Annotated in this window: 21 protein-coding genes, 2 tRNA genes and 1 pseudogene; 1 reads left to right on the forward strand and 23 read right to left on the reverse strand. The window is 47.0% G+C overall.

The window, feature by feature from the left end; genetic code table 11:
* Positions 1-89: 89 nt before the first annotated feature.
* Positions 90-326 (forward strand): annotated as a pseudogene (locus tag Q320_RS0102530) (type I secretion system permease/ATPase); the annotation flags it as partial.
* Between the two features lie 360 nt (positions 327-686).
* Here Q320_RS0102530 and Q320_RS0102535 read toward each other — a convergent pair.
* The 23 genes from Q320_RS0102535 to Q320_RS0102645 form a co-directional block, all read right to left on the reverse strand.
* A tRNA-Pro gene (locus tag Q320_RS0102535) sits at positions 687-763 on the reverse strand.
* Between the two features lie 27 nt (positions 764-790).
* Positions 791-1,159 carry a MerR family transcriptional regulator gene (locus Q320_RS0102540; protein ID WP_051534405.1) on the reverse strand — a complete coding sequence of 123 codons (369 nt, stop codon included), beginning with the start codon at positions 1,157-1,159 and terminating at the stop codon, positions 791-793.
* Positions 1,125-1,463 carry an integration host factor subunit alpha gene (locus Q320_RS0102545; RefSeq protein ID WP_035851988.1) on the reverse strand — a complete coding sequence of 113 codons (339 nt, stop codon included), beginning with the start codon at positions 1,461-1,463 and terminating at the stop codon, positions 1,125-1,127. Before Q320_RS0102545 ends, Q320_RS0102540 begins: the two co-directional genes overlap by 35 nt.
* Positions 1,463-3,817, reverse strand: coding sequence for a phenylalanine--tRNA ligase subunit beta (gene pheT, locus Q320_RS0102550; RefSeq protein WP_027467699.1), 2,355 nt, complete (start codon positions 3,815-3,817; stop codon positions 1,463-1,465). Before pheT ends, Q320_RS0102545 begins: the two co-directional genes overlap by 1 nt.
* A gap of 34 nt (positions 3,818-3,851) precedes the next feature.
* Positions 3,852-4,847, reverse strand: a complete 996-nt coding sequence (gene pheS, locus Q320_RS0102555) for a phenylalanine--tRNA ligase subunit alpha (protein ID WP_027467700.1) — start codon at positions 4,845-4,847, stop codon at positions 3,852-3,854.
* Positions 4,848-5,002: 155 nt separating this feature from the next.
* Positions 5,003-5,362 (reverse strand): 50S ribosomal protein L20, encoded by a 360-nt coding sequence (rplT, locus tag Q320_RS0102560; protein WP_027467701.1) that lies wholly within the window; start codon positions 5,360-5,362, stop codon positions 5,003-5,005.
* A 15-nt stretch (positions 5,363-5,377) separates the two neighbouring features.
* Positions 5,378-5,575, reverse strand: a complete 198-nt coding sequence (gene rpmI, locus Q320_RS0102565; RefSeq protein ID WP_027467702.1) for a 50S ribosomal protein L35 — start codon at positions 5,573-5,575, stop codon at positions 5,378-5,380.
* Positions 5,576-5,724: 149 nt separating this feature from the next.
* Positions 5,725-6,255, reverse strand: a complete 531-nt coding sequence (gene infC, locus Q320_RS0102570; RefSeq protein ID WP_444542283.1) for a translation initiation factor IF-3 — start codon at positions 6,253-6,255, stop codon at positions 5,725-5,727.
* Positions 6,256-6,297: 42 nt separating this feature from the next.
* Positions 6,298-8,202, reverse strand: coding sequence for a threonine--tRNA ligase (thrS, locus tag Q320_RS0102575; protein WP_027467704.1), 1,905 nt, complete (start codon positions 8,200-8,202; stop codon positions 6,298-6,300).
* 167 nt (positions 8,203-8,369) lie between these two features.
* Positions 8,370-8,446, reverse strand: a tRNA-Val gene (locus tag Q320_RS0102580).
* A gap of 64 nt (positions 8,447-8,510) precedes the next feature.
* Positions 8,511-8,798, reverse strand: a complete 288-nt coding sequence (locus Q320_RS0102585) for a DUF2818 family protein (RefSeq protein ID WP_245590956.1) — start codon at positions 8,796-8,798, stop codon at positions 8,511-8,513.
* Positions 8,799-8,814: 16 nt separating this feature from the next.
* Positions 8,815-10,275, reverse strand: a complete 1,461-nt coding sequence (gene nuoN / locus Q320_RS0102590; protein ID WP_027467706.1) for an NADH-quinone oxidoreductase subunit NuoN — start codon at positions 10,273-10,275, stop codon at positions 8,815-8,817.
* Between the two features lie 28 nt (positions 10,276-10,303).
* Positions 10,304-11,809: an NADH-quinone oxidoreductase subunit M gene (locus tag Q320_RS0102595; protein ID WP_027467707.1), complete on the reverse strand. Its 1,506-nt coding sequence runs from the start codon at positions 11,807-11,809 to the stop codon at positions 10,304-10,306.
* A gap of 59 nt (positions 11,810-11,868) precedes the next feature.
* Entirely contained in the window at positions 11,869-13,935 is a 2,067-nt protein-coding gene (gene nuoL / locus Q320_RS0102600) for an NADH-quinone oxidoreductase subunit L (RefSeq protein ID WP_027467708.1), read from the reverse strand.
* 98 nt (positions 13,936-14,033) lie between these two features.
* Positions 14,034-14,339, reverse strand: a complete 306-nt coding sequence (nuoK, locus tag Q320_RS0102605) for an NADH-quinone oxidoreductase subunit NuoK (RefSeq protein WP_027467709.1) — start codon at positions 14,337-14,339, stop codon at positions 14,034-14,036.
* A 29-nt stretch (positions 14,340-14,368) separates the two neighbouring features.
* Complete coding sequence (locus tag Q320_RS0102610) at positions 14,369-15,007, reverse strand: NADH-quinone oxidoreductase subunit J (protein ID WP_027467710.1); 639 nt, start codon at positions 15,005-15,007, stop codon at positions 14,369-14,371.
* Positions 15,008-15,016: 9 nt separating this feature from the next.
* Positions 15,017-15,508, reverse strand: coding sequence for an NADH-quinone oxidoreductase subunit NuoI (gene nuoI / locus Q320_RS0102615; protein WP_027467711.1), 492 nt, complete (start codon positions 15,506-15,508; stop codon positions 15,017-15,019).
* A gap of 18 nt (positions 15,509-15,526) precedes the next feature.
* Complete coding sequence (nuoH, locus tag Q320_RS0102620; RefSeq protein ID WP_373277182.1) at positions 15,527-16,597, reverse strand: NADH-quinone oxidoreductase subunit NuoH; 1,071 nt, start codon at positions 16,595-16,597, stop codon at positions 15,527-15,529.
* Between the two features lie 8 nt (positions 16,598-16,605).
* Entirely contained in the window at positions 16,606-18,915 is a 2,310-nt protein-coding gene (gene nuoG, locus Q320_RS0102625) for an NADH-quinone oxidoreductase subunit NuoG (protein ID WP_027467713.1), read from the reverse strand.
* Between the two features lie 77 nt (positions 18,916-18,992).
* Entirely contained in the window at positions 18,993-20,279 is a 1,287-nt protein-coding gene (gene nuoF, locus Q320_RS0102630) for an NADH-quinone oxidoreductase subunit NuoF (protein WP_027467714.1), read from the reverse strand.
* Entirely contained in the window at positions 20,279-20,767 is a 489-nt protein-coding gene (nuoE, locus tag Q320_RS0102635; protein ID WP_027467715.1) for an NADH-quinone oxidoreductase subunit NuoE, read from the reverse strand. Before nuoE ends, nuoF begins: the two co-directional genes overlap by 1 nt.
* On the reverse strand, positions 20,767-22,023 hold the full coding sequence (locus Q320_RS0102640) for an NADH-quinone oxidoreductase subunit D (RefSeq protein WP_027467716.1): 1,257 nt from the start codon (positions 22,021-22,023) through the stop codon (positions 20,767-20,769). Before Q320_RS0102640 ends, nuoE begins: the two co-directional genes overlap by 1 nt.
* Entirely contained in the window at positions 22,013-22,612 is a 600-nt protein-coding gene (locus Q320_RS0102645) for an NADH-quinone oxidoreductase subunit C (RefSeq protein WP_027467717.1), read from the reverse strand. The genes Q320_RS0102640 and Q320_RS0102645 overlap by 11 nt, the downstream gene beginning before the upstream one ends.
* Positions 22,613-22,614 lie beyond the last annotated feature (2 nt).

Consider the following 22,614-nt stretch of genomic DNA (forward strand, 5'->3'; position numbering starts at 1 on the left):
CGGAAGCAGAAGCAAACTATTACCGTAATCAAAGCGAGCAGGCTATGTTGGTCTGACTCAAACCAAATAGCCTCCGCGAAACCCGGTGCGATTCAGCAACTAGCGCGCTGGATTATGAGTCGGAACGCATTATTCAAAACAATATGAAAGCTATCTGCCAGGGACGCACAGTGTTGATTATTGCGCACCGTCTTTCTGCAGTACGCGATGCTCATCGAATTGTCGCAATGGAGCGAGGGCAGATTGTGGAAGAAGGCCATCACAGTGAATTAGTTCATCGACCAGATGGTTATTATGCGCGGCTGCATGCGATGCAAGCGGAGTAGCCCACCCCGAATTAAAGTGGAAGTTTTGCCTTGCTTGAAATTAGTAATCAGCATAGACACTAGTGGCGGTTTTGCTATCGGAATCAGTGGTGGGTTTGTGATCGTTTTGAGTGGTAGGTTTGGAGTGTAATATGCAGCTCAGGCCATTTTGGTCTGACTCAAACAACACAGCCTCCGCGAAACTCGATGAGATTCATCCAAAGCCGACCTTGGGTGTAGCACTCGTCTGTTTTTAGCTGCAAACACAGGTCCTAGAACAACTTCAAAACTATGTCGGGGCATTTGTCGGGGCATTAAGCATATTTTCGGAAGAAATAAAAAATGGGTTACAACCGTGAAGTTGTAACCCATTGATTTTATTGGTCGGAATAGTGGGATTCGAACTCACGACCCCTTGGACCCCATCCAAGTGCGCTACCAGGCTGCGCTATATTCCGAGAAAACGCATTTTAGCTGAAACAAACTTACTGTTCAAGCCAAACAAGTAAGTCTTCTAACTCATGGCGCAATTCAGTGAAGCTCACTTCATCGGACGCATGATCGCCCATTGTCGCCATCGATGCACCTAATTGATTTCGAGCCCCACTAATCGTAAAGCCTTGCTCATACAGCAAACCACGAATACGGCGCACCAACAGCACTTCATGATGTTGATAGTAGCGCCGATTACCGCGCCGTTTTACCGGCTTGAGCTGCGTGAACTCTTGTTCCCAGTAGCGCAAGACATGCGGTTTAACACCGCACAGCTCGCTGACTTCACCAATGGTGAAGTAACGCTTCGCTGGGATTGAAGGCAGATCACTGGTTGGAATAACGCTGCTGGAGTTTTGCATAGTGAATTTCAACCATTCCCTTCAGCTTTTGACTTGCGTGAAATGTAACCACACGGCGTGCAGAAATTGGAATTTCCTCGCCAGTTTTTGGGTTACGACCTGGGCGTTGCGGCTTATCGCGCAATTGGAAATTACCAAAACCCGATAGTTTAACGGTGTCGCCTTCTGCCAATGAAATACGAACTTCATCAAAAAAAGACTCAACCATATCCTTGGCTTCGCGCTTATTTAGACCAACTTTGTCGAATAACATATCGGCAAGATCAGCTTTTGTTAGTGTTAATGTGCTTGTTTCGTACTGCATTATGCTCTCAAGATCGCGCCGCATTCCTCTGCCTTCTGGAGTAATTTTTCTACTGCTTCATCGACTTCTACGTCAGTCAAAGTTTTGAGAGTATCTTGCATTAAGACTTTGAATGCAAGGCTCTTTTTGCCTTCTGGCAAACCTTTCCCGCGGTAAACGTCAAAAACTTCGATGCTAGCAACAATAGGCAAATTTGCACTTGCAAAAGCCGTTTGTAACGTGCTAACAGCGAGTGATTCATCCATCAACAAGGCCAAATCACGACGCACTTGCTGAAATTTTGACACCGGCGTTGCTTGCAATTTGTCGAGTTGAGTGAGGATCAATACATCCAATTCAAACACCACAGGCGCGCTCGTTAAGCCATAGCTTTGCACCCACTGTGGGTGCAACTCACCAACGACACCAATCACTTTTCCATCTAGCACAACTTCAGCCGAGCGGCCAGGATGCAATGCTGGATGCACGCTACGGCGGTACTCTGCAACACGTGGCGCAAGCAAAGCTTCAACATCGGCTTTCACATCAAAGAAATCAACACGCTCTTTACCTGTACCCCACTGCTCGGCAAAACGGCCACCCCATGCTAAAGCAGCAATACGCTCTGGCTGTTGATCTGCAGCAACACCTTGAAATACGCGTGCGACTTCAAAAAGGCGAACTCGGTCTTGCTTGCGGTTTAAATTATGTTGCAAGCCAGCGACCAAACCGCCCAGCAAAGTCGAGCGCATCACGCTCATTTGGCTGGCAATCGGGTTCATCAGGCGAATCGGCGTGGTATTCGCTGCAAAATCAGCTTCCCATTTTTCTTCGACAAAGGCGTAAGAAATGGTTTCTTGGAAATTCCTTGAAGCCAAAATCGATTTCAGTGCATTCTTGCTGCGGCGATTACCGGCTTGCGGCAATATACTCATCCGCGCCAATGAAGGGCTGACTGGAATATTGTCGTAACCAAACACGCGCGCCACTTCTTCGATTAAATCTTCTTCGATTTCAATATCAAAGCGGTACGATGGCGGGGTTACGGTAATCACATCGCTGGCTAACTCACACGCCAAACCCAAGCCTTGCAGCATCGCCATAATTTCAGCGGCTGGCAAAGTAATACCCAACACTTTAGCCACGCGGCTCACGCGCAATACCACGGGTGGGCGAGCTGGCAATGTCGTTAATTGCTCAGTGATTGCACCGACTTGACCACCACAAATCTCGACGACGAGTTGCGTCGCGCGTTCCAGCGCTTCGCGCACATTGCCAAAATCAATCCCGCGCTCAAAGCGATGGCTTGAATCTGAAGAAAAACCAAAACGGCGTGCTTTGCCCGCAATGATTTCAGGCGCAAAGAACGCTGATTCAAGGAAAATGTCTTGCGTAGCGACAGTCACACTTGATGCCAAGCCGCCCATAATGCCAGCCAGCGCAAGCACTTCACGCTCATCAGCAATCACCAGCAAATCATCAGTCAGCGTTAGCGCTTTTTCATTGAGCAAAGTAATTGTTTCGCCTGCTTTGGCAAAACGCACGTTAACGCCACCCGACAATTTCGCCGCGTCAAACGCGTGCATCGGTTGGCCGAGTTCAAGCAATACATAATTCGTAATATCAACAATCGCCGAAATCGAACGAATGCCCGAGCGCTCAAGGCGTTGCTTCAGCCAATCTGGCGTTGCAGCGGCTTGATTGATGCCTTTGATGACACGGCCTGCGTAACGTGGGCAAGCAGCACCCGCATTGAGCCCGACAGGGATTGCCGCATCGGAAGCGATTGCTGCAGCTTCAATCGCAATCGGATTCAAATCAGATTTTGTTAATGCAGCTACTTCACGGGCGATACCACGAATCGACAAGCAATCGGTGCGGTTCGGGGTGAGCTTCAAGGTCAGCAAACGATCATCGAGTGCCAAATACTCACGAATCGGCATACCCACTGGGGCATTGCTCGGTAGCACGTATAAACCATCGATGTCCGAGGCTATACCCATCTCATCGCCCGAGCACAACATGCCCGATGATTCGATACCACGAACTTTAGCTTTCTTGATTTTAAAATCGCCGGGCAATACCGCGCCAATTCGCGCGCAGGGCACTTTCAAACCGGCGGCCACATTTGGTGCGCCGCAAACGATTTGCAGTGGTTCAGCTTCGCCGACGTTCACGCTGCATACATTCAAGCGATCCGCATCGGGATGCTTGGCGACGCTTAATACTTCAGCGACAAAAATATCGGTAAATGCGGGCGCTGCCGCTTCATTTTCTTCGACTTCCAAACCCGCCATCGTCAATAAATGCGCGAGTTCGTCGGAATTGAGTGCTGGATTAACCCAGCTACGCAGCCATTGTTCTGAAAATTGCATGATTGATGCTCCGTTTATTTGAATTGTGACAAGGCTATTTGAATTGAGCCAAAAAATTCACGTCGTTTTCAAAAAACAGCCGTAAGTCATTCACGCCGTAATACAGCATCGCAAACCGATCCAAACCAATCCCGAACGCAAAGCCGGTGTATTTTTCTGAATCAATATTCACGCTTTTTAATACATTCGGGTGCACCATGCCGCAACCGCCCACTTCCATCCAACCTTTCGACCATTTCACGTCAATTTCAGCCGATGGCTCAGTAAACGGGAAGAATGACGGACGGAAACGCACTTCCAAATCATCGCGCTCAAAGAAACGGCGCAGAAAATCAACAATCACGCTTTTCAAATCAGCGAAAGAAACGCCCTCTTCAACCCATAAGCCTTCCATTTGATGGAACATCGGTGAATGCGTTGCATCAGAATCCACGCGATAAACGCGGCCCGGCGCAATGATTTTAATCGGCGGTTCGTTATCGAGCATATAGCGCACTTGAATCGGACTAGTGTGCGTACGCAACACCAAAGGCTCGGCTTCATTGTCGATATAAAACGTATCTTGCATCGCACGTGCAGGATGATTTTTAGGGATGTTCAGCGCTTCGAAATTATGAAAATCATTTTCAATTTCGGGGCCATCGGCGACGGCAAAACCCATGCTGCCAAACAGCGCTTCGATGCGCTGCTGCACCAAAGTCACTGGATGCAAGCCGCCTTTTGCGTGGCCACGACCTGGCAATGAAATATCCAAAGCTTCGGCAGCGAGTTGCGCAGCCAGTTTTTCAGCAGCAATGCCATCACGTTTGGCATTGAGCGCAGTTTCAAAAGCTTGCTTGGTCACATTCACTTGCGCACCAAAGGCTTTTTTCTCTTCGGGTGGCATTGCGGCCAACAGCTTCATCAAGGCAGTGATTTGGCCTTGTTTGCCGATATACGTCGCTTTTACGATTTCGAGTTCAACGGGATCATTGGTCGCATTCAGTGCGGCCAGACCAGCGTCAAGCAAGGCTTGCATATTCGCATCCATGTTTTAGGCCCGATAAGGTGAGAGATAGATTGAAAAGTAAATAGAAAAAGCAAAACAAAGCACACACGCAATGCGCTGCTTGGTTTGGATTTCTCAAAACAAATTTAGAATAAAAAAGGGAGGCTGAAAGCCTCCCTTATCACCGGCAGAACCGATTAAGCAGTCAGCTGAGCTTTAGCTTTTTCAACAAACGCAGCAAAAGCTGGTTTATCAAAGATAGCCATATCAGCCAATACTTTACGGTCAACTTCAATACCAGCTTTTTTCAAGCCATTCATGAAGCGGCTGTAAGCCAGACCGCACTCACGGGAAGCAGCGTTGATACGCGCGATCCAGAGTTGACGGAATTGACGTTTTTTCTGACGACGGTCACGGTATGCGTATTGACCTGCCTTCATTACCGCTTGTTTAGCGATACGATAGACATTTTTACGACGACCACGATAGCCTTTAGCCAGGGCTAAGACTTTCTTATGACGAGCGCGAGCTGTGACACCACGTTTAACGCGAGGCATATTTTATCTCCTAGGTTAAGCGTAAGGCATCATTGCACGTACAGACTTCATATTGGTTGAATCAACCATTGAAGTACCGCGCAATTGACGTTTAGTTTTAGTCGTTTTCTTGGTCAAGATGTGACGTTTGAAAGCGTGACTACGCTTAACACCACCACCGCCAAGCACAATGAAGCGCTTTTTGGCGCTACTCTTGGTTTTCATTTTAGGCATTACTTACTCCAGCTAGCCTCGGCTCAAAAGAACCTATTAGTTTAGGCAAAAGGGCGTCTGATGTTGCCATCTGAACTTAATACCCTTCACCCCACCGCGACTACTGACCAATTACTGCTTTGGTCTTAACAGATGTAGTCGCCAACCCGTTATACTTTTTTCTTCGGCCCTAACATCATCACCATTTGGCGACCTTCTAGCTTCGGATATTGCTCTACCACTGCTAGCTCGGCCAAATCAGCTTCAACGCGTTTGAGCTGTGCCATACCAATTTCTTGGTGGGCCATTTCACGACCACGGAATCGCAAAGTGAATTTGCACTTGTCGCCTTCGTTCAAGAAACGGATCGCACCACGCAATTTAACTTGGTAGTCGTTCTCGTCTGTGCTTGGGCGCAGCTTAATTTCTTTAACCTGTACCTGCTTTTGCTTGAGCTTGGCAGCGTGCTTTTTCTTGGCCTCTTCGTACCGGAATTTGCCGTAATCCATCAAACGACAAACAGGCGGCTGAGCGTTTGGCGCGATCTCTACCAGATCTACCTCAGCATCTTCAGCTAATTGGAGGGCCTGATTGAGGGAGACGATACCTAGTTGTTCGCCTTCCACACCTTGCAAACGAATTTCTCGCGCGGTGATTTCACCGTTAATACGCGGGCCTTTATCTTGAGCAGCTATTGTTATTACTCCAAGTCATTCAAAAACAAAACCGTGCACCTGCAAGCGTTAAACTTTAGGCAAATCAGCTTTAACCAGCGCAATCAGCGCTTCCACTGTCATTTGCCCTAAGTCTTCACCACTGCGGTTACGCACGGCCACCAAACCAGCATCACGTTCTTTATCACCGACAATCAGTTGATAAGGAAGGCGTTGCAAGCTATGTTCGCGGATTTTATAGGTAATCTTCTCATTTCTCAAGTCCGTTGATGCACGAAGACCACTTTGATTCAATAAATCAGCCGTTTTTTGTGCATATTCACGCTGTGACTCGGAAATATTCATCACCACCAGCTGCACCGGCGCTAACCAAGCCGGAAATGCGCCAGCGTGATTTTCGATCAAGATGCCAATAAAGCGCTCCAGCGAGCCCAAAACTGCACGGTGCAGCATAATTGGGCGATGTTTTGCATTGTCTTCGCCGACGTATTCAGCACCAAGGCGTTCTGGCAAATTCGGATCAATTTGCAGAGTCCCGCACTGCCACAAGCGACCCAAACAATCTTTCAGCGTAAATTCAATTTTCGGACCATAAAATGCGCCTTCGCCCGGCAAATACTCAAACTCTAAGCCTTTGGAATTGAGCGCTGCAGCCAAAGCAGCTTCTGCCCTATCCCATGCTTCTTCAGTGCCAATGCGTTTTTCTGGGCGAGTCGACAACTTAACGAGAATTTCTTCAAAACCGAAATCGGTATAAACCTCTTTCAGCAAATCAATGAATGCAGCCGCTTCTTGCTGAACTTGATCTTCCGTACAGAAGATATGCGCATCGTCTTGCACAAAACCACGCACGCGCATAATGCCGTGTAATGAGCCTGATGGTTCATTACGGTGACAAGAACCGAACTCAGCGTAACGTAGCGGCAAATCACGGTATGAACGCAAGCCCTGGTTAAACACCTGAATATGGCCCGGGCAATTCATCGGCTTAACAGCGTAATCACGTTTTTCCGATTCGGTCGTAAACATACCTTCGTGGTAGTTTTCCCAGTGACCTGATTTTTCCCACAAACTGCGATCCATCACCATCGGCGTACGAATTTCTTGGTAGCCATGGCGATTCAATTTAGCACGCATGTACTGCTCAATCGTTTGCCATAGCGTCCAGCCTTTCGGATGCCAAAACACCATACCTGGCGCTTCTTCTTGCATATGAAACAAATCAAGCAACTTACCCAGTTTACGATGATCGCGCTTTTCTGCCTCTTCGAGCATATGGAGGTATTGGGCTAGATCCTCCTTCTTAGCAAAGGCTGTGCCATATACCCTAGTTAACATTTCATTCTTGCTATCGCCACGCCAATACGCGCCAGCGACTTTCATCAATTTAAATACTTTTAATTTACCAGTTGAAGGCACATGTGGGCCACGGCACAAATCAGTGAAATCACCTTCACGGTACAAACTCAAAATTTGATCCGCAGGAATCGATTCAATAATTTCAGCTTTGTAGTTTTCACCAATGCCTTTGAAATAAGCAATCGCATCATCACGGCTCAACTCATAACGTTCAAGCGGAATATCTTTCTTGGCCAACTCAGTCATTTTCTTTTCAATGGCGGCCAAGTCATCCAATGTAAATGGACGCTCATAAGCGAAATCATAGTAAAAGCCATTTTCAATCACTGGGCCAATCGTTACTTGAGCTGTTGGATAAAGCTGCTTCACGGCATAGGCCAACAAATGCGCGGTCGAGTGACGAATCACTTCAAGACCTTCAACATCTTTATCCGTAATGATATTCAGCGATACATCGCTCTCCATCACATAGCGCGTATCAACCAGCTGACCATCAACCTTGCCAGCTAACGCGGCACGAGCTAAGCCCGGTGAGATGCTATGCGCAACATCGTATACAGAGACTGCGGCATCATATTGACGTACTGAACCATCGGGGAGCGTAATCGCTGGCATAATCATCGCCTAAATCAGTTACTCGGCAAACCGAGACAAATATCATTTTAAAAAAACAAAAAAAAAGTGCGGCCTAGCCGCACTTTTCTGTCAAACCCGCGTACGACTAGCCTGAAATCACTGAGGTGGTCGTATCGGTCAATAGCATGGGTTTGATTCCTAAATTTTGGTAGGCACGATTGGATTCGAACCAACTACCTCTTCCATGTCAAGGAAGCGCTCTAACCAGATGAGCTACGCGCCTAAAGAAGCAACATAATAAATACCAAAGCACACTTTGGCAAGTAAAGATCGCAACTTCTTACAACTTATATACCCGGCTTGCGCCAAAAATAGCGCCAAACAAAACCTGGCCAAGCAAAAACAATAAATAATGCCAAAGTGCTCGCATAAAACGGCCAGTTTTGTTGATGAACAGGGCTTAATCGGCTCTCAAGCCAATAAGCAAAGACACCAACAAAAACATACAGCAATAGCAATTCACAAAGCCGAAAAATAAAAGCTTTCTTACCGCTTTTAGGCATTACAAAGAAAAAAACCTTCTCAGAGAGAAAAGGCAGGTTAGCTGCAATCACAGCTAACCCGACAATAAACAAAAAATTCTGCATTGAATTAGAACGGCAATGAAGTAAACGATTGTGACACTGCGTCAGACAGTAAGTTCATCAAACGATCCGGCATAAAGCCCAACACCAACAAGAGCAGGCAGTTAATTGACAATACGAACTTCGCATCTGCACCAGCAAGCAAAGGTGATTTGTCTGTTGCATCATCAAAATACATCACTTTGACAATCCGCAGATAGTAGAACGCGCCAATCAGCGAGAACACCACGGCAACAATAGCAAGGCCGACAAAACCCAAGTTCACAACTGCTTTTAAGATCGCTAGTTTGGCAAAGAAGCCCACAAAAATCGGAATCCCCGCCATAGAGAACATCGTGAACAGCATCATCGCAGCAAACCATGGGCTGCGTTGATTTAAGCCTTTCAGGTCTTCAATTTGATCCGCTTCAAACCCTTGGCGCGACAACAGCATAATCAAACCAAATGCCGCAGCGCTCATCAAAATATAAGCCACGACATAAAACAGCGCCGCAGAGTAACCAATTGGACTCGCCACCAAAATGCCCAACAACACAAAACCCATATGCGAAATCGTTGAGTAACCCAGCATACGCTTGATATTCGTTTGTGAAATCGCAGTAATATTACCCAAGCCCATTGAGAGCACAGCCAACACCATCAACATACCACGCCAATCCGGCGCAAAGCCTTCCAATGCCTGAGCCAAAATACGCAGTGCGAATACAAACACCGCCGCTTTAGGCGCAGTTGAGATCAGTTGCGTAATCGGCGTTGGTGCACCTTGATAGACATCAGGCACCCACATATGAAACGGTACAGCACCAAATTTAAAGCCCAAACCGGTCACAATAAAGACGATACCAAACACGGCAAGCAGATTATTAGCTTGACCCGATTGAATCGATTTAGAAACCTCAAAGATATCTAATGAGCCTGTCGAACCGTACAACATAGAAATACCGTACAACAACATCCCCGAAGCCAAAGCCCCCAAGATAAAGTACTTCATAGCCGCTTCTGTTGAAGCCGTTGAATCACGATTCAAGGCAACTAAAGCGTATACAGACAGCGACATTAATTCTAAGCCAACGTACAGCGCCAAGAAATTAGACGCCGACGCCATCACCATCATCCCCAACAACGAGAACAAAGACAGCGTAAACAACTCACCACGGAACAAACCGCGCGCGATGGCGTAACTACGTCCATAAATCAATACAAGTGCCACACCAACAATCATGGCGAGCTTAGCAAAATCAGCCATCGGATCAGCTAAGAACAAACCACTAAATGCCAAACGTGCATGAGGCTCGTGCCCACTCAAAACCAAGGCCGCAGTAACGCCCAAAGTAACAAGAGTGATGATGTAAGTGATATGCCGTTTAGCATCACTGATAAAAATGTCAAGCAGTAGAATGGCGCAAGTTGCACACAGAAGGAAAATCTCTGGTGCTGCCACCCATGCATTAAGACTGGTCCAGGTCATGGTTCTAGCCTATTTCTTATAATAAGGATTAGTTAAGCTTGGTCTGTGAAACTTGCCAAATCAGATCATTCACGGATTGGTGCATCACTTCGGTAAATGGCGCTGGATATAAACCCATCCCCAATACGGCAATAGCTAGGATTGCCAAGATCAAGAATTCACGCGCATTAACATCTTTCAGCTCAGCCACATTTTGATTGGCAACTTCACCAAAAATAACGCGTTTGTACATCCAGAGTGTGTAAGCAGCACCAAAAATCAAGGTTGTTGCACCTGCGACGGCGTACCAGAAATTAACCTGTACCGCGCCCAAGATCACCATGAACTCGCCAACAAAACCTGATGTTGCTGGCAAACCAGAGTTAGCCATAGCAAACAGCATCATGAAAGAAGCAAAAATAGGCATCTTGTTGGCAACGCCACCGTAATCAGCGATTTTGCGGCTATGCACGCGGTCGTACATGACACCGATACAGAAGAACATCGCGGCTGAAATAAAACCGTGAGAAATCATCTGAACCAAAGCGCCTTCAACAGCCCAAGAGTTCAATTCACGGCCTGTTGCACCACCAAACATAAAGAAGCCCAAGGTCACAAAACCCATATGCGAAATCGATGAGTAAGCCACCAATTTCTTCATATCAGTCTGAACTAAAGCCACCATACCGATGTATACGACTGCAACCAGCGATAATCCAACCATTAGCCACGCATACTCCCGTGATGCGTCTGGCGCAATCGGCAATACAAATCGCAAGAAACCGTAAGCACCCAGCTTCAATGTAATTGCCGCCAACACCATCGAACCACCTGTTGGTGCTTCAACGTGAGCATCTGGCAACCATGTGTGAACTGGCCACATCGGTACTTTGACTGCAAACGCAAAGAAGAAAGCAATCAACAACAAGGTTTGCGCGCCCATCGTCAACGGCAAGCGTTGGAATGCAGCGATTTCGAAGCTGCCACCACTTTGATAATACAAGTAGATAAAGGCAACCAAGGTCAACAAAGAACCCATCAAGGTATACAGAAAGAACTTCACCGATGCATAAACACGGTTTGCACCACCCCAAACACCGATAATCAAGTACATCGGAATCAGCATGGCTTCAAAGAATGCGTAGAACAAAATCGCATCCAAAGCCGCAAAAGCGCCGTTAATCAAACCGGACATAATCAAGAATGCAGCCATGTATTGCGCTACACGCTTGTCAATCACTTGCCAGCCAGCCAATACCACCAATAAAGTGGTAAAGCTATTCAGGATCACAAACAGCATGGACAAGCCGTCCACACCCAGATGGTAATTAATATTAAAACTCTCAACCCACGGCGTCATTTCCGTGAATTGCATGCCGCCATGAAAGGTATCAAAACCGAGATAAAGCGGAATTGTTACTAAGAATGAGGCCAAAGCGCCAGCCAGCGCCAGCCAGCGCGCTGCGGGAGCGTTTTTGTCGCTGCCCGTAGCGAGCACAATCAAACCTGCCACGATGGGCAGCCAGATTGCAAGGCTGAGGAGATTACCCGTCATAAGTTAACCTACTTGTTATGTATTAAATCTGTCGTCAACAAAAATGTGAGCAACACCAATCACTGCATAGTCAGCACGCCACCCAACCACCATGTCATCAGCAGCAAAGCACCGATAATCATTGCAAAAGCGTAGTGGTAAATGTAGCCCGTTTGCAGGCGACGAATGATGCTTGAGAACAAACCAACAAGCTTGGCTGTACCATTCACGATCAGACCATCAATCAGCAACGTATCACCCACTTTCCACAACACCGTACCCAAGACACGAGCGCCGGCGGTGAAAACGTTAATGTATAAATGATCCATGTAGTACTTTTCTTCGAGCAATTTCCGAATACCAATTGAAGTAAAGAAACGATCAAATGCAGCAGGAATTTGCGGTGCTTTCATATAGAAGAGCCATGCCGAAGCAGCACCGGCAAACGCTAACCAGAATGGCAAGGTTGCAAGGGCATGAGTCGCCATACCAAATGCATCATGAGCGTGATGCTGCACCACTTCCATTGCTGGATGCGCTTCAAGATTAACCGTCAATACGCCTTTGAAGAACTCGCCAGCGAGCATCGGCCCAATGGCGATATAACCAATCACAACCGACGGAATAGCCAGCAAGATCAATGGCAAGGTCACAACCCAAGGGCTTTCGTGCGGCTTGTCGTTTGGACCCAGACCGTGATGATGATCAGCATGATCGTCATCTGCATGAGCTGCATGGTCATCATGACCGTGTGCGTCATGGCCATGATCTTTCTTAATCATCCACTGCTCTTTGCCATGGAAGACCAAGAAATACATGCGGAATGAATAGAATGCAGTCACAAACACGCCAGCAATCACAGCGAAGTAAGCAAAACCAGCGCCAGGCAATTTCGAAGCTTCAACGGCCAAGATGATCGAATCTTTCGAGTAGAAGCCCGAGAAGAACGGCGTACCAATCAAAGCCAATGAGCCGATCAATGAAGTAATCCATGTGATCTTCATATACTTGCGCAAGCCACCCATATTGCGAATGTCTTGATCATGGTGCATACCCATAATCACTGAACCCGCAGCAAGGAACAACAATGCTTTAAAGAAGGCATGCGTCATCAAGTGCATCAAAGCCACTGAATAAGCCGAAGCACCCAGTGCAACCGTCATATAACCCAATTGCGACAAGGTCGAATAGGCAACAACGCGCTTAATGTCGTTTTGGATAATCCCAAGGAAACCCATAAACAAGGCAGTAATCGCACCAATCACCAGCACAAAGTTCAATGCAGTATCCGACATTTCAAACAGCGGGCTCATCCGCGATACCATAAAGATACCGGCAGTCACCATCGTTGCAGCATGAATCAACGCTGAAATCGGCGTTGGACCTTCCATCGAGTCTGGCAACCAAACGTGCAGCGGAAACTGCGCAGATTTACCCATCGCACCAATGAAGAGCAAGATACAAGTCACGGTCATCAACGACCAATCGGCACCCGCAAACAAGCTAATCGTTGCGTCTTTAAGCTCCGGCGCTTTGGCAAATACTTCGGCGTAATCCAAAGTACCAAAGTGCGCCAATACCAAGCCAATACCGAGCAGGAAACCCAAGTCACCCACACGATTCACTAAGAATGCTTTTAAGTTGGCAAAAGTCGCCGTTGGGCGCTTAAACCAAAAGCCGATCAGCAGGTAAGAAACCAGACCAACCGCTTCCCAGCCGAAGAACAGCTGAACAAAGTTATTACTCATCACCAACATCAGCATCGAGAAGGTAAACAGAGAGATATAACTAAAGAAACGTTGGTAGCCTGGATCTTCCGCCATATAGCCGATGGTGTAGATATGCACCATCAACGAAACAAAAGTCACCACGCACATCATCATGGCGGTGAGATTATCAACTAAAAAGCCGATATTCAGATCCACACCATTGACTGACAGCCATGTATAGAGATTGCCATTAAATGATTCGCCACCATTGAGCAAATAATTTAGCGTGTACGCAGATAAGGCAAAAGAAACAGCAACACCTGAAATGGTTGCTATATGCGCCGCGCGCCGCCCGATGGCCCAGCCGAATAAACCGGCAATGAGCGAGCCCAGTAAAGGCGCCAGCGGTATAAGTAGATAAATCGATTTCATATCCATTGGTATTCTTGTCCGATTCTATGTTGTCCGGTTTAACCCTTAGACTATCCAGATTTTTGACACAGCTCATTACAATCAACGAGCCGTGTCAAACTCGATTAACCCTTCAAACTATCCAAATCTTCAACGTTGATCGACCGTAGATTACGGAAGAGCACCATCAAGATGGCGAGGCCAATAGCCGATTCAGCTGCGGCAACGGTCAGGATAAAGAAGACGAAAATCTGGCCACCGGTATCGCCCAAGAACTGCGAGAACGCGATGAAGTTCATATTTACTGACAGCAACATCAATTCGATTGCCATCAGCAATACGATCAGATTTTTGCGGTTCATGAAAATGCCAAACACACTGGTCGCAAACATAATTGCGCCCAGCAAAAGGTAATGAGTCAGTGTTAGCACATATCCTCCTAAACTCTTATCTAGGCCAATTAAGCGGCAGGTTGATCGGGAGTCGTCGCTGAATCATCAGCCACTTCTTTTGGCTCAGAGGCCATTTTCACAATCCGCAAGCGATCTTCACGTTTCACGCGAACTTGCTCACCTGGATTAATGTACTTGGTGTCTTTACGTTTACGCAGCGTTAACGCAATCGCAGCCACCATACCGACGAGCAACAAGACAGCAGACAATTGGAACGGTAAGAAATATTGGGTATAAATCAACATCCCTAAGGTTTCAGCTGATGCCGTATTGAAACTTGGTTCAAGCAAACGCGACTCATCAATTTGTGCAGCACGATGCGACAGAATCATGACCATTTCAATCAACATAATGATTGCAACAGTGCCTGCCACGGGTAAAAACTTCCAGAAACTCTTACGCAGCGCTTCAAAGTTAATATCCAACATCATCACGACAAACAAGAACAACACCATTACTGCACCGACATAAATCACGATCAGCGAAACCGCTAAAAACTCTGCTTTAATCAGCATCCACAATACGGCGCTATTAAAGAAAGCCAACACCAGATACAACACGGCGTACACAGGGTTTTTAGCTGTAATTACGCGAAACGCGGCAAAAATCAGTACAGCAGCAAAGACATAAAAAAGCGCTAAAGTCATGTTTGTTTCCTAGCGGTATTTAGCATCAGCAGCTTTACGTTCAGCGATTTCTGCTTCGTATTGATCACCGACCGCCAACAACATTGGTTTGGTGTAATACAAATCGCCACGTTTCTCACCGTGATATTCATAAATATGCGTTTCGACAATCGCATCAACCGGACAGGCTTCTTCACAGAAACCGCAGAAAATGCATTTTGTCAGGTCGATGTCATAGCGGCTAGTACGACGAGTTTTGTCGTCTGGGCGCGCTTCTGATTCGATCGTAATCGCCATTGCAGGACAAACAGCTTCGCACAATTTACAAGCGATACAACGCTCTTCACCATTGGCATAGCGACGCTGGGCGTGCAGACCACGAAAACGTGGGCTGTACGGCGTCTTTTCCTCAGGGAATTGCACTGTAATCTTCCGTTGGAAAAAGTGACGACCTGTTAATAACAAGCCCTTCACTAATTCAACCAACAAGAAGGTTTTAAAGAAATATAAAATTTTATCCATGGTCTCAGCCCTTTTCCATTACCAGATCGACCAAGGGGTCATCATCCAAGCACCGACCAAGACAATCCAAACCAAAGTCACTGGAATAAAGATTTTCCAACCAAGGCGCATTAATTGATCGTAACGATAGCGAGGGAATGTTGCACGGAACCACAAGAAGCAGAACAGCAAGAACGCAACTTTCAACACCCACCACAATGGACTTGCAGCGCCCAATACTGGGATCGATGCAGGGAATGGCGACAACCAACCACCCAAGAACATCACCGAAGCCATCGCTGAAATCAAAATCATATTGGCGTATTCAGCCAAGAAGAACAGCGCGAAACCCATACCTGAGTATTCGACCATATGACCCGCAACAATCTCAGACTCACCTTCAGTCACGTCAAACGGTGCGCGGTTGGTTTCAGCTACGCCAGCAATAAAGTACACAACGAACAGCGGCAGCAATGGAATCAGATTCCACGACAAAATTGATCCGCCTGCCATGCCATGACCTTGCTGCTCAACAATCGCCGTGAGGTTCAAACTACCCGAAACCATAATAACGCCAACGAGCGCAAAACCCATTGCCAGCTCATAAGAGATCACCTGAGCCGCAGCACGCATCCCACCAAGGAAGGCGTACTTCGAGTTTGATGCCCAACCAGCTAAAATCACACCGTAAACACCCATCGACGTAATGGCCATCACGTAGAGCAAGCCCACGTTCACATCAGCCAATACATACCCGGGGTAAAACGGTACAACCGCCCATGCAGCTAGCGCAGGAACCAATACCATCACTGGAGCCAAGAAGAACAGTTTCTTGTCTGCGGCACTCGGTGCAATAATTTCTTTCAGCAGTAACTTAACACCGTCTGCAACTGGTTGCAGTAAACCAAACGGACCGACCCGATTTGGGCCAATCCGAATTTGCATAAAGCCAATCACTTTACGTTCAGCGAGTGTCAGGTAAGCAACAGCTCCCATGATTGGTGCAACAATCAATAGAATCTTCAGCAAAGTCCAAACAAAGAATGCAATTTGATAAGCTGTTTCGGCGCTAAAGTAACCCGCTAGGATGTTTTGTAGAAACTCCATTATCTACCCCCTTATCCTTTGAGTACTTCGACAGCAGCAACCATCTCACCCAAACCACGGGTTAATGGATGTGCAGCAGCAGCACGAATAACATCATCAAGCAAACCGTCGTCAACAACTGCTGTCAACTCAGCGCTCCCCTGCCCTTGCTTCACAATCGCTTTATCGCCAGCACTTAAGCCTAGCTTCGCGAGTGTTACCGCATTAGCGCGCAATGTCGTTGCCAACGCAGCTTCTGCTGTCGCTTGCAAACTAGGAGCACGGCGCACTAATGAATCAGTTTGATACAAAGGCACTTCACCTAAGCGAACCAAGCCTTGTACCGATTTCGTGGCCACTGCAACTGGATTGAGCAAAGCATTATTCAAACGGCCAGCGATATCACCAGCGAGTGCTTCGTCGCGAATTTCTTCTGATGAATTGTACTCAAAGCCGTTAAAGCCCAAGATATTGCCAAGCACACGGAATACTTTCCATGCTGGACGCGTTTCACCCAATGGACGAACCACGCCGTTAAAGCTTTGAACTTTGCCTTCCATGTTCACGAATGAACCTGATGTCTCGCTAAATGGCGAAACAGGCAAGAGCACATCGGCATAATCCATCGCGCAGCTTTGGAATGCAGACATCACGACAACCATCTCAGCATTTTTAGCCGCAGCCAATGCTTGCGCGCCGTTGTGTGCATCGTATTCAGGTTCTAGGCCTAAGAATACATACGCTTTTTTACCCGATTCGAAAACATTGCCGCCAACATCCGCACCGATCAATTCAGCACCAACGCTATTGGCGCTCGCCGCTGGCAAGCCCAATTTAGCATCAGTCAATGTCGCCAACGCTTCTGCTGCGGCGTAGATTTCAGCAAAACGGGCTGATTGTTGCGCGATATTGCCCAGCAAGATGGCTGATTTTTCTTTACCGTCAAAACTCTTCGCAATAGCACGTGCTGCATCACTGACTTCAACGCTAGCCAAATCAACGCCAGCAGGCGCGCTAGTTGATTTCAACTCAACAACAGCTTTAACAACTTGCAACAAGCCTTCAACCAATTGGTCTGGGCGAACAACAACTTCACCAGCCAACTTGGTCAGCAATTCATCGCTATGTACATTCACCAGTGACAAGGCCAAGCCTTTTTTCACTGATTGACGCAGGCGCTGTGCTAACAACGGTTGTTCTTTACGGATTGTTGAACCAACGATCAAAACAGCTTCGTTTTGTGCCAATTCTTCAATCGATTGACCTAGCCATTTCGCGCCTTGCGTTTTGGCAGAAAAATCAGCTTGGCGAGCGAATGCTTGAACCGCATCAACACCCAAACCCGCCATCAATTTGCGCAGCGAGAACAACTCTTCAACAGTGCTATTTGGCGATGCAACAGCAGCAACACTATCTTTACCATGCTCAGCAACGACTTGTTTTAAGCCATTCGCAATATATTCAAGCGCAGTTTGCCAATCTGTAGTTTGCCAAACGCCGCCTTGTTTCAACATCGGCTGAGTCAGGCGCTCTTCAGAGTTCAAAGCTTCGTAAGAGTAACGATCACGATCCGACAACCAGCATTCGTTGATTGCATCATTTTCTAGCGGCAGAACACGCATGACTTTATTGTTCTTCACTTGGACAACCAAGTTAGAACCTAAGCCATCATGCGCGCCGACTGATTTACGACGCGACAATTCCCAAGTTCGTGCCGAATAACGGAACGGCTTGCTGGTCAATGCGCCAACTGGACAGAGATCAATCACATTACCGGAAATTTCTGAATTCACGGTCTTGCCAATAAATGGCATTACTTCAGTAAATTCGCCGCGGTTGGCCATACCCAATTCTTGGAAGCCCGCGATTTCTTCGGTAAAGCGAACACAACGGCTGCAATGAATGCAGCGCGTCATATCGGTCGCAATCAAAGAACCCAGGTCTTTGTTGGCGACAACGCGTTTTTCTTCGCTGTACACAGAACCCGTTTGACCATAACCAACAGCCAAATCTTGCAATGAGCACTCACCACCTTGATCGCAAATTGGGCAATCTAGCGGATGATTAATCAGCAAAAATTCCATCACGCCTTTCTGTGCGGTAACCGCTTGATCAGAATGGGTGAAAACTTTCATACCATCGGTAACAGGCGTTGCACAGGCCGGTAAAGGCTTAGGTGCTTTTTCGACCTGAACTAGGCACATACGGCAGTTTGCGGCAATTGATAGTTTTTTGTGATAGCAAAAATGTGGAATGTGCACACCAATTGAATTGGCTGCGTCCATCACAGTGCTACCACCAGGGACTGTCAATTTTTTACCGTCGATTTCGATTTCCAACATGCTCGACTCGATTCAAAGGCAATAATTCAAAAGAAAACTCGATTAATTACAATCTGGCTAATTAAAGCGCGACCAATTTATAAAGCTTTGGCCGATTGGGATTGATTAATCAAATCTTCGAATTCATGGCGGAAGTGTTTCAACATTCCGCGCACAGGGAATACAGCAGCATCACCCAAGGCACAAATAGTGCGACCTGCGATATTGTCACCAACGCGTGACAATAAATCCAAGTCTTCCATTTTGCCTTCACCGTGAGCAATACGATGCACTACACGATATAACCAACCCGTACCTTCACGGCATGGCGTGCATTGACCACACGATTCTTCGTGATAGAAATACGATAAACGCTCCAAAGCGCTGACCATACTCACAGTTTCATCCATCACAATCACTGCGCCAGAACCCAACATAGAGCCCGCTTTAGCGATTGAATCGTAATCCATTGTGCATTCCATCATGACATCCGCTGGCAGTACCGGCGCTGAAGAGCCGCCTGGAATCACTGCTTTCAGCTTTTTGCCATCACGCATACCGCCGCACATTTCCAACAAGACTGAAAATGGCGTTCCCAATGGGATTTCGTAATTACCTGGACGATTCACATGACCAGAAACCGAGAACAATTTAGTACCGCCATTATTTGGCTTACCGAGTTCCAGGAATTTCTGGCCGCCTTCACGAATAATGAAAGGCACTGATGCAAATGTTTCAGTGTTATTGATCGTGGTTGGCTTGCCGTACAAACCATATGACGCTGGGAATGGTGGCTTAAAGCGTGGCTGGCCTTTTTTGCCTTCTAAAGATTCCAGCAAAGCGGTTTCTTCACCACAAATATAAGCGCCATAGCCATGATGACCATGCAGCTGGAAGCAGAAATCAGAACCCAGAATATTGTCACCTAGAAAACCAGCCGCACGGGCTTCTTCTAAGGCTTCTTCAAAAAGCTCGTATGCCGCAAAAATTTCACCGTGGATATAGTTGTAACCCACGCTAATACCCATTGCATAAGCACCAATAATCATGCCTTCAATCAAAGCATGTGGGTTATACATTTGGATATCGAGATCTTTAAAGGTGCCCGGCTCACCTTCATCGGTATTACAGACCAAATATTTTTGACCTGGAAAACTGCGCGGCATGAATGACCACTTCAAACCTGTCGGGAAGCCTGCACCACCACGGCCACGTAGACCAGAGGCTTTCATTTCAGCAATCACTTCATCTTGAGTGATTTTATCTGCAATGATTTTTTTCAGTGCTGCATAACCACCGCGCTTAACATACTCTTCTAAGCGCCAGCAATTTGCATCTTCAAAATCAACGCCGTCAAATACGACGCCCTTAACATAGACGGTCATTATTCAAGCTCCGCCAGTTTTTTATCAATCGCTTCCGGCGTCATGTGATTACACATGCTGTGATTATTCACCAACATCACAGGTGCGTAACCACAGGCTCCCATGCACTCGCCTTCTTTCAAGGTGAATTTACCGTCTGCGCTTGTTTCATTAAAACCAATACCGAGCTTTTTCTTTAAATAATCAGCTGAGGTATAGCCACCTGATAAAGCACAGGGTAAGTTAGTACAAACAGTAATTTTGTACTTGCCCACTGGCTTCATATTGAACATGTTGTAGAACGTTGCCACTTCGTACGCCATCATTGGAGCGATATGAAGATAAATAGCAATGGCTTCAATCAAGTCATTCGTCAAAAATTGCTTTTCAACTTGAGCAATCCGCAGAGCGCTCATCACGGCAGAGCGCGACTGCTCTGCAGGATATTTAGCGACTTCGCGATCAATTTGCTTTAGCGAATCCGCAGATAGAAGATTGTGTAAAGACATTAGCGGTCAATCTCCCCAAATACGATATCTTGCGTACCAATAATTGCTACCACGTCAGAAATCATGTGGCCACGTGACATTTCATCGAGCGCAGACAAATGCACATAACCTGGCGCACGAATTTTCATGCGATACGGTTTATTCGCACCATCTGACACCATGTAAATACCAAACTCACCCTTAGGATGCTCAATCGCCGCATAAGCCTCACCTTCTGGCACATGCATGCCTTCAGTGAATAACTTAAAGTGGTGAATCATGTCTTCCATATTGGACTTCATGCCTTCGCGTGAAGGTGGCGCCACTTTATGGTTGCTCGTGATTACAGGGCCTGGATTGGCTTTCAACCATTGCACGCATTGTTTGATAATGCGGTTGGATTGACGCATTTCTTCAACACGAACCAAATATCTATCGTAACAATCACCGTTCTTACCGACAGGAATATCAAAATCCATCTTGTCGTACACTTCATACGGTTGCTTTTTACGCAAATCCCACTCGATACCCGAGCCACGCAGCATCGCACCAGTGAAGCCCAGTGCCAATGCGCGCTCAGGCGACACCACACCGATACCGACAGTACGTTGCTTCCAGATCCGATTATCCGTGAGCAATGTTTCATACTCATCAACATAAGTCGGGAAGCGATTAGTGAAGTCTTCGATAAAATCGAGCAAACTGCCTTCACGATTTGAATTCATGCGTTTGATGGCGGCGGCATTGCGGATTTTCGATGCTTGATACTTCGGCATTTCATCCGGCAGATCGCGATACACTCCACCTGGACGGTAATACGCCGCATGCATACGCGCGCCAGAAACCGCTTCGTAGCAATCCATCAAGTCTTCACGCTCACGGAAAGCGTAAAGGAAAATGGTCATTGCGCCACAGTCAATACCATGCGCACCAATCCACAATAAGTGGTTCAATACACGCGTGATTTCATCAAACATCACGCGAATATACTGAGCACGAATTGGCACATCCAGATTGAGTAATTTCTCAATCGCCATACAGTAGGCATGCTCATTGGACATCATTGACACGTAGTCAAGGCGATCCATATAAGGCAAAGACTGGATGTAGGTTTTGCTTTCAGCTAATTTTTCAGTACCACGATGCAAGAGGCCGATATGCGGGTCCGCACGCTCAACCACTTCACCATCCAACTCCAACACAAGACGTAAAACGCCATGTGCTGCCGGATGTTGTGGACCAAAATTTAATGTGTAATTACGGATTTCAGCTGCCACCGTAGTTCTCCTCGCGGACAATGCGCGGCGTAATTTCGCGCGGATCGATGGTTACAGGCTGATAGATTACCCGCGCTTGTTCTGGGTCGTAACGCATTTCTACGTAACCCGACAATGGGAAATCTTTACGGAATGGATGACCCACAAAACCGTAATCGGTCAGCAAACGACGTAAATCAGGATGACCTTGATAAACGATGCCGTACAAATCGAATGATTCACGCTCAAACCAGTTCACCGCAGGCCAAATATCAACCACCGAGGCAACAACTGGGAATGAATCATCCGTACAGAACACACGAACGCGCAGGCGGACGTTATATTTGTACGAAAGAAAATGGTAAACCGTCGCGAAGCGATCGCCTTCCCAAACACTGTCTTTGTACGTACTGTAATCGAGACCACAGGCATCAATGAGTTGCTCAAACTGCAATGCAGAATGATCACGCAGTGCCAACGCGACTTCGAGCCAGTTGGCCGCAGAAACTTCTAACGTCACTTCATCAAGCGCAGATTTAAGCGAGACAATTTTGTCTTCACCCAAAGCGGCGCGCAGACTACCCATGAGCGTTTCTAACTTATTCGCCATAG

This window comes from Deefgea rivuli DSM 18356 (genome assembly GCF_000620145.1).
Lineage (GTDB): Bacteria > Pseudomonadota > Gammaproteobacteria > Burkholderiales > Chitinibacteraceae > Deefgea > Deefgea rivuli.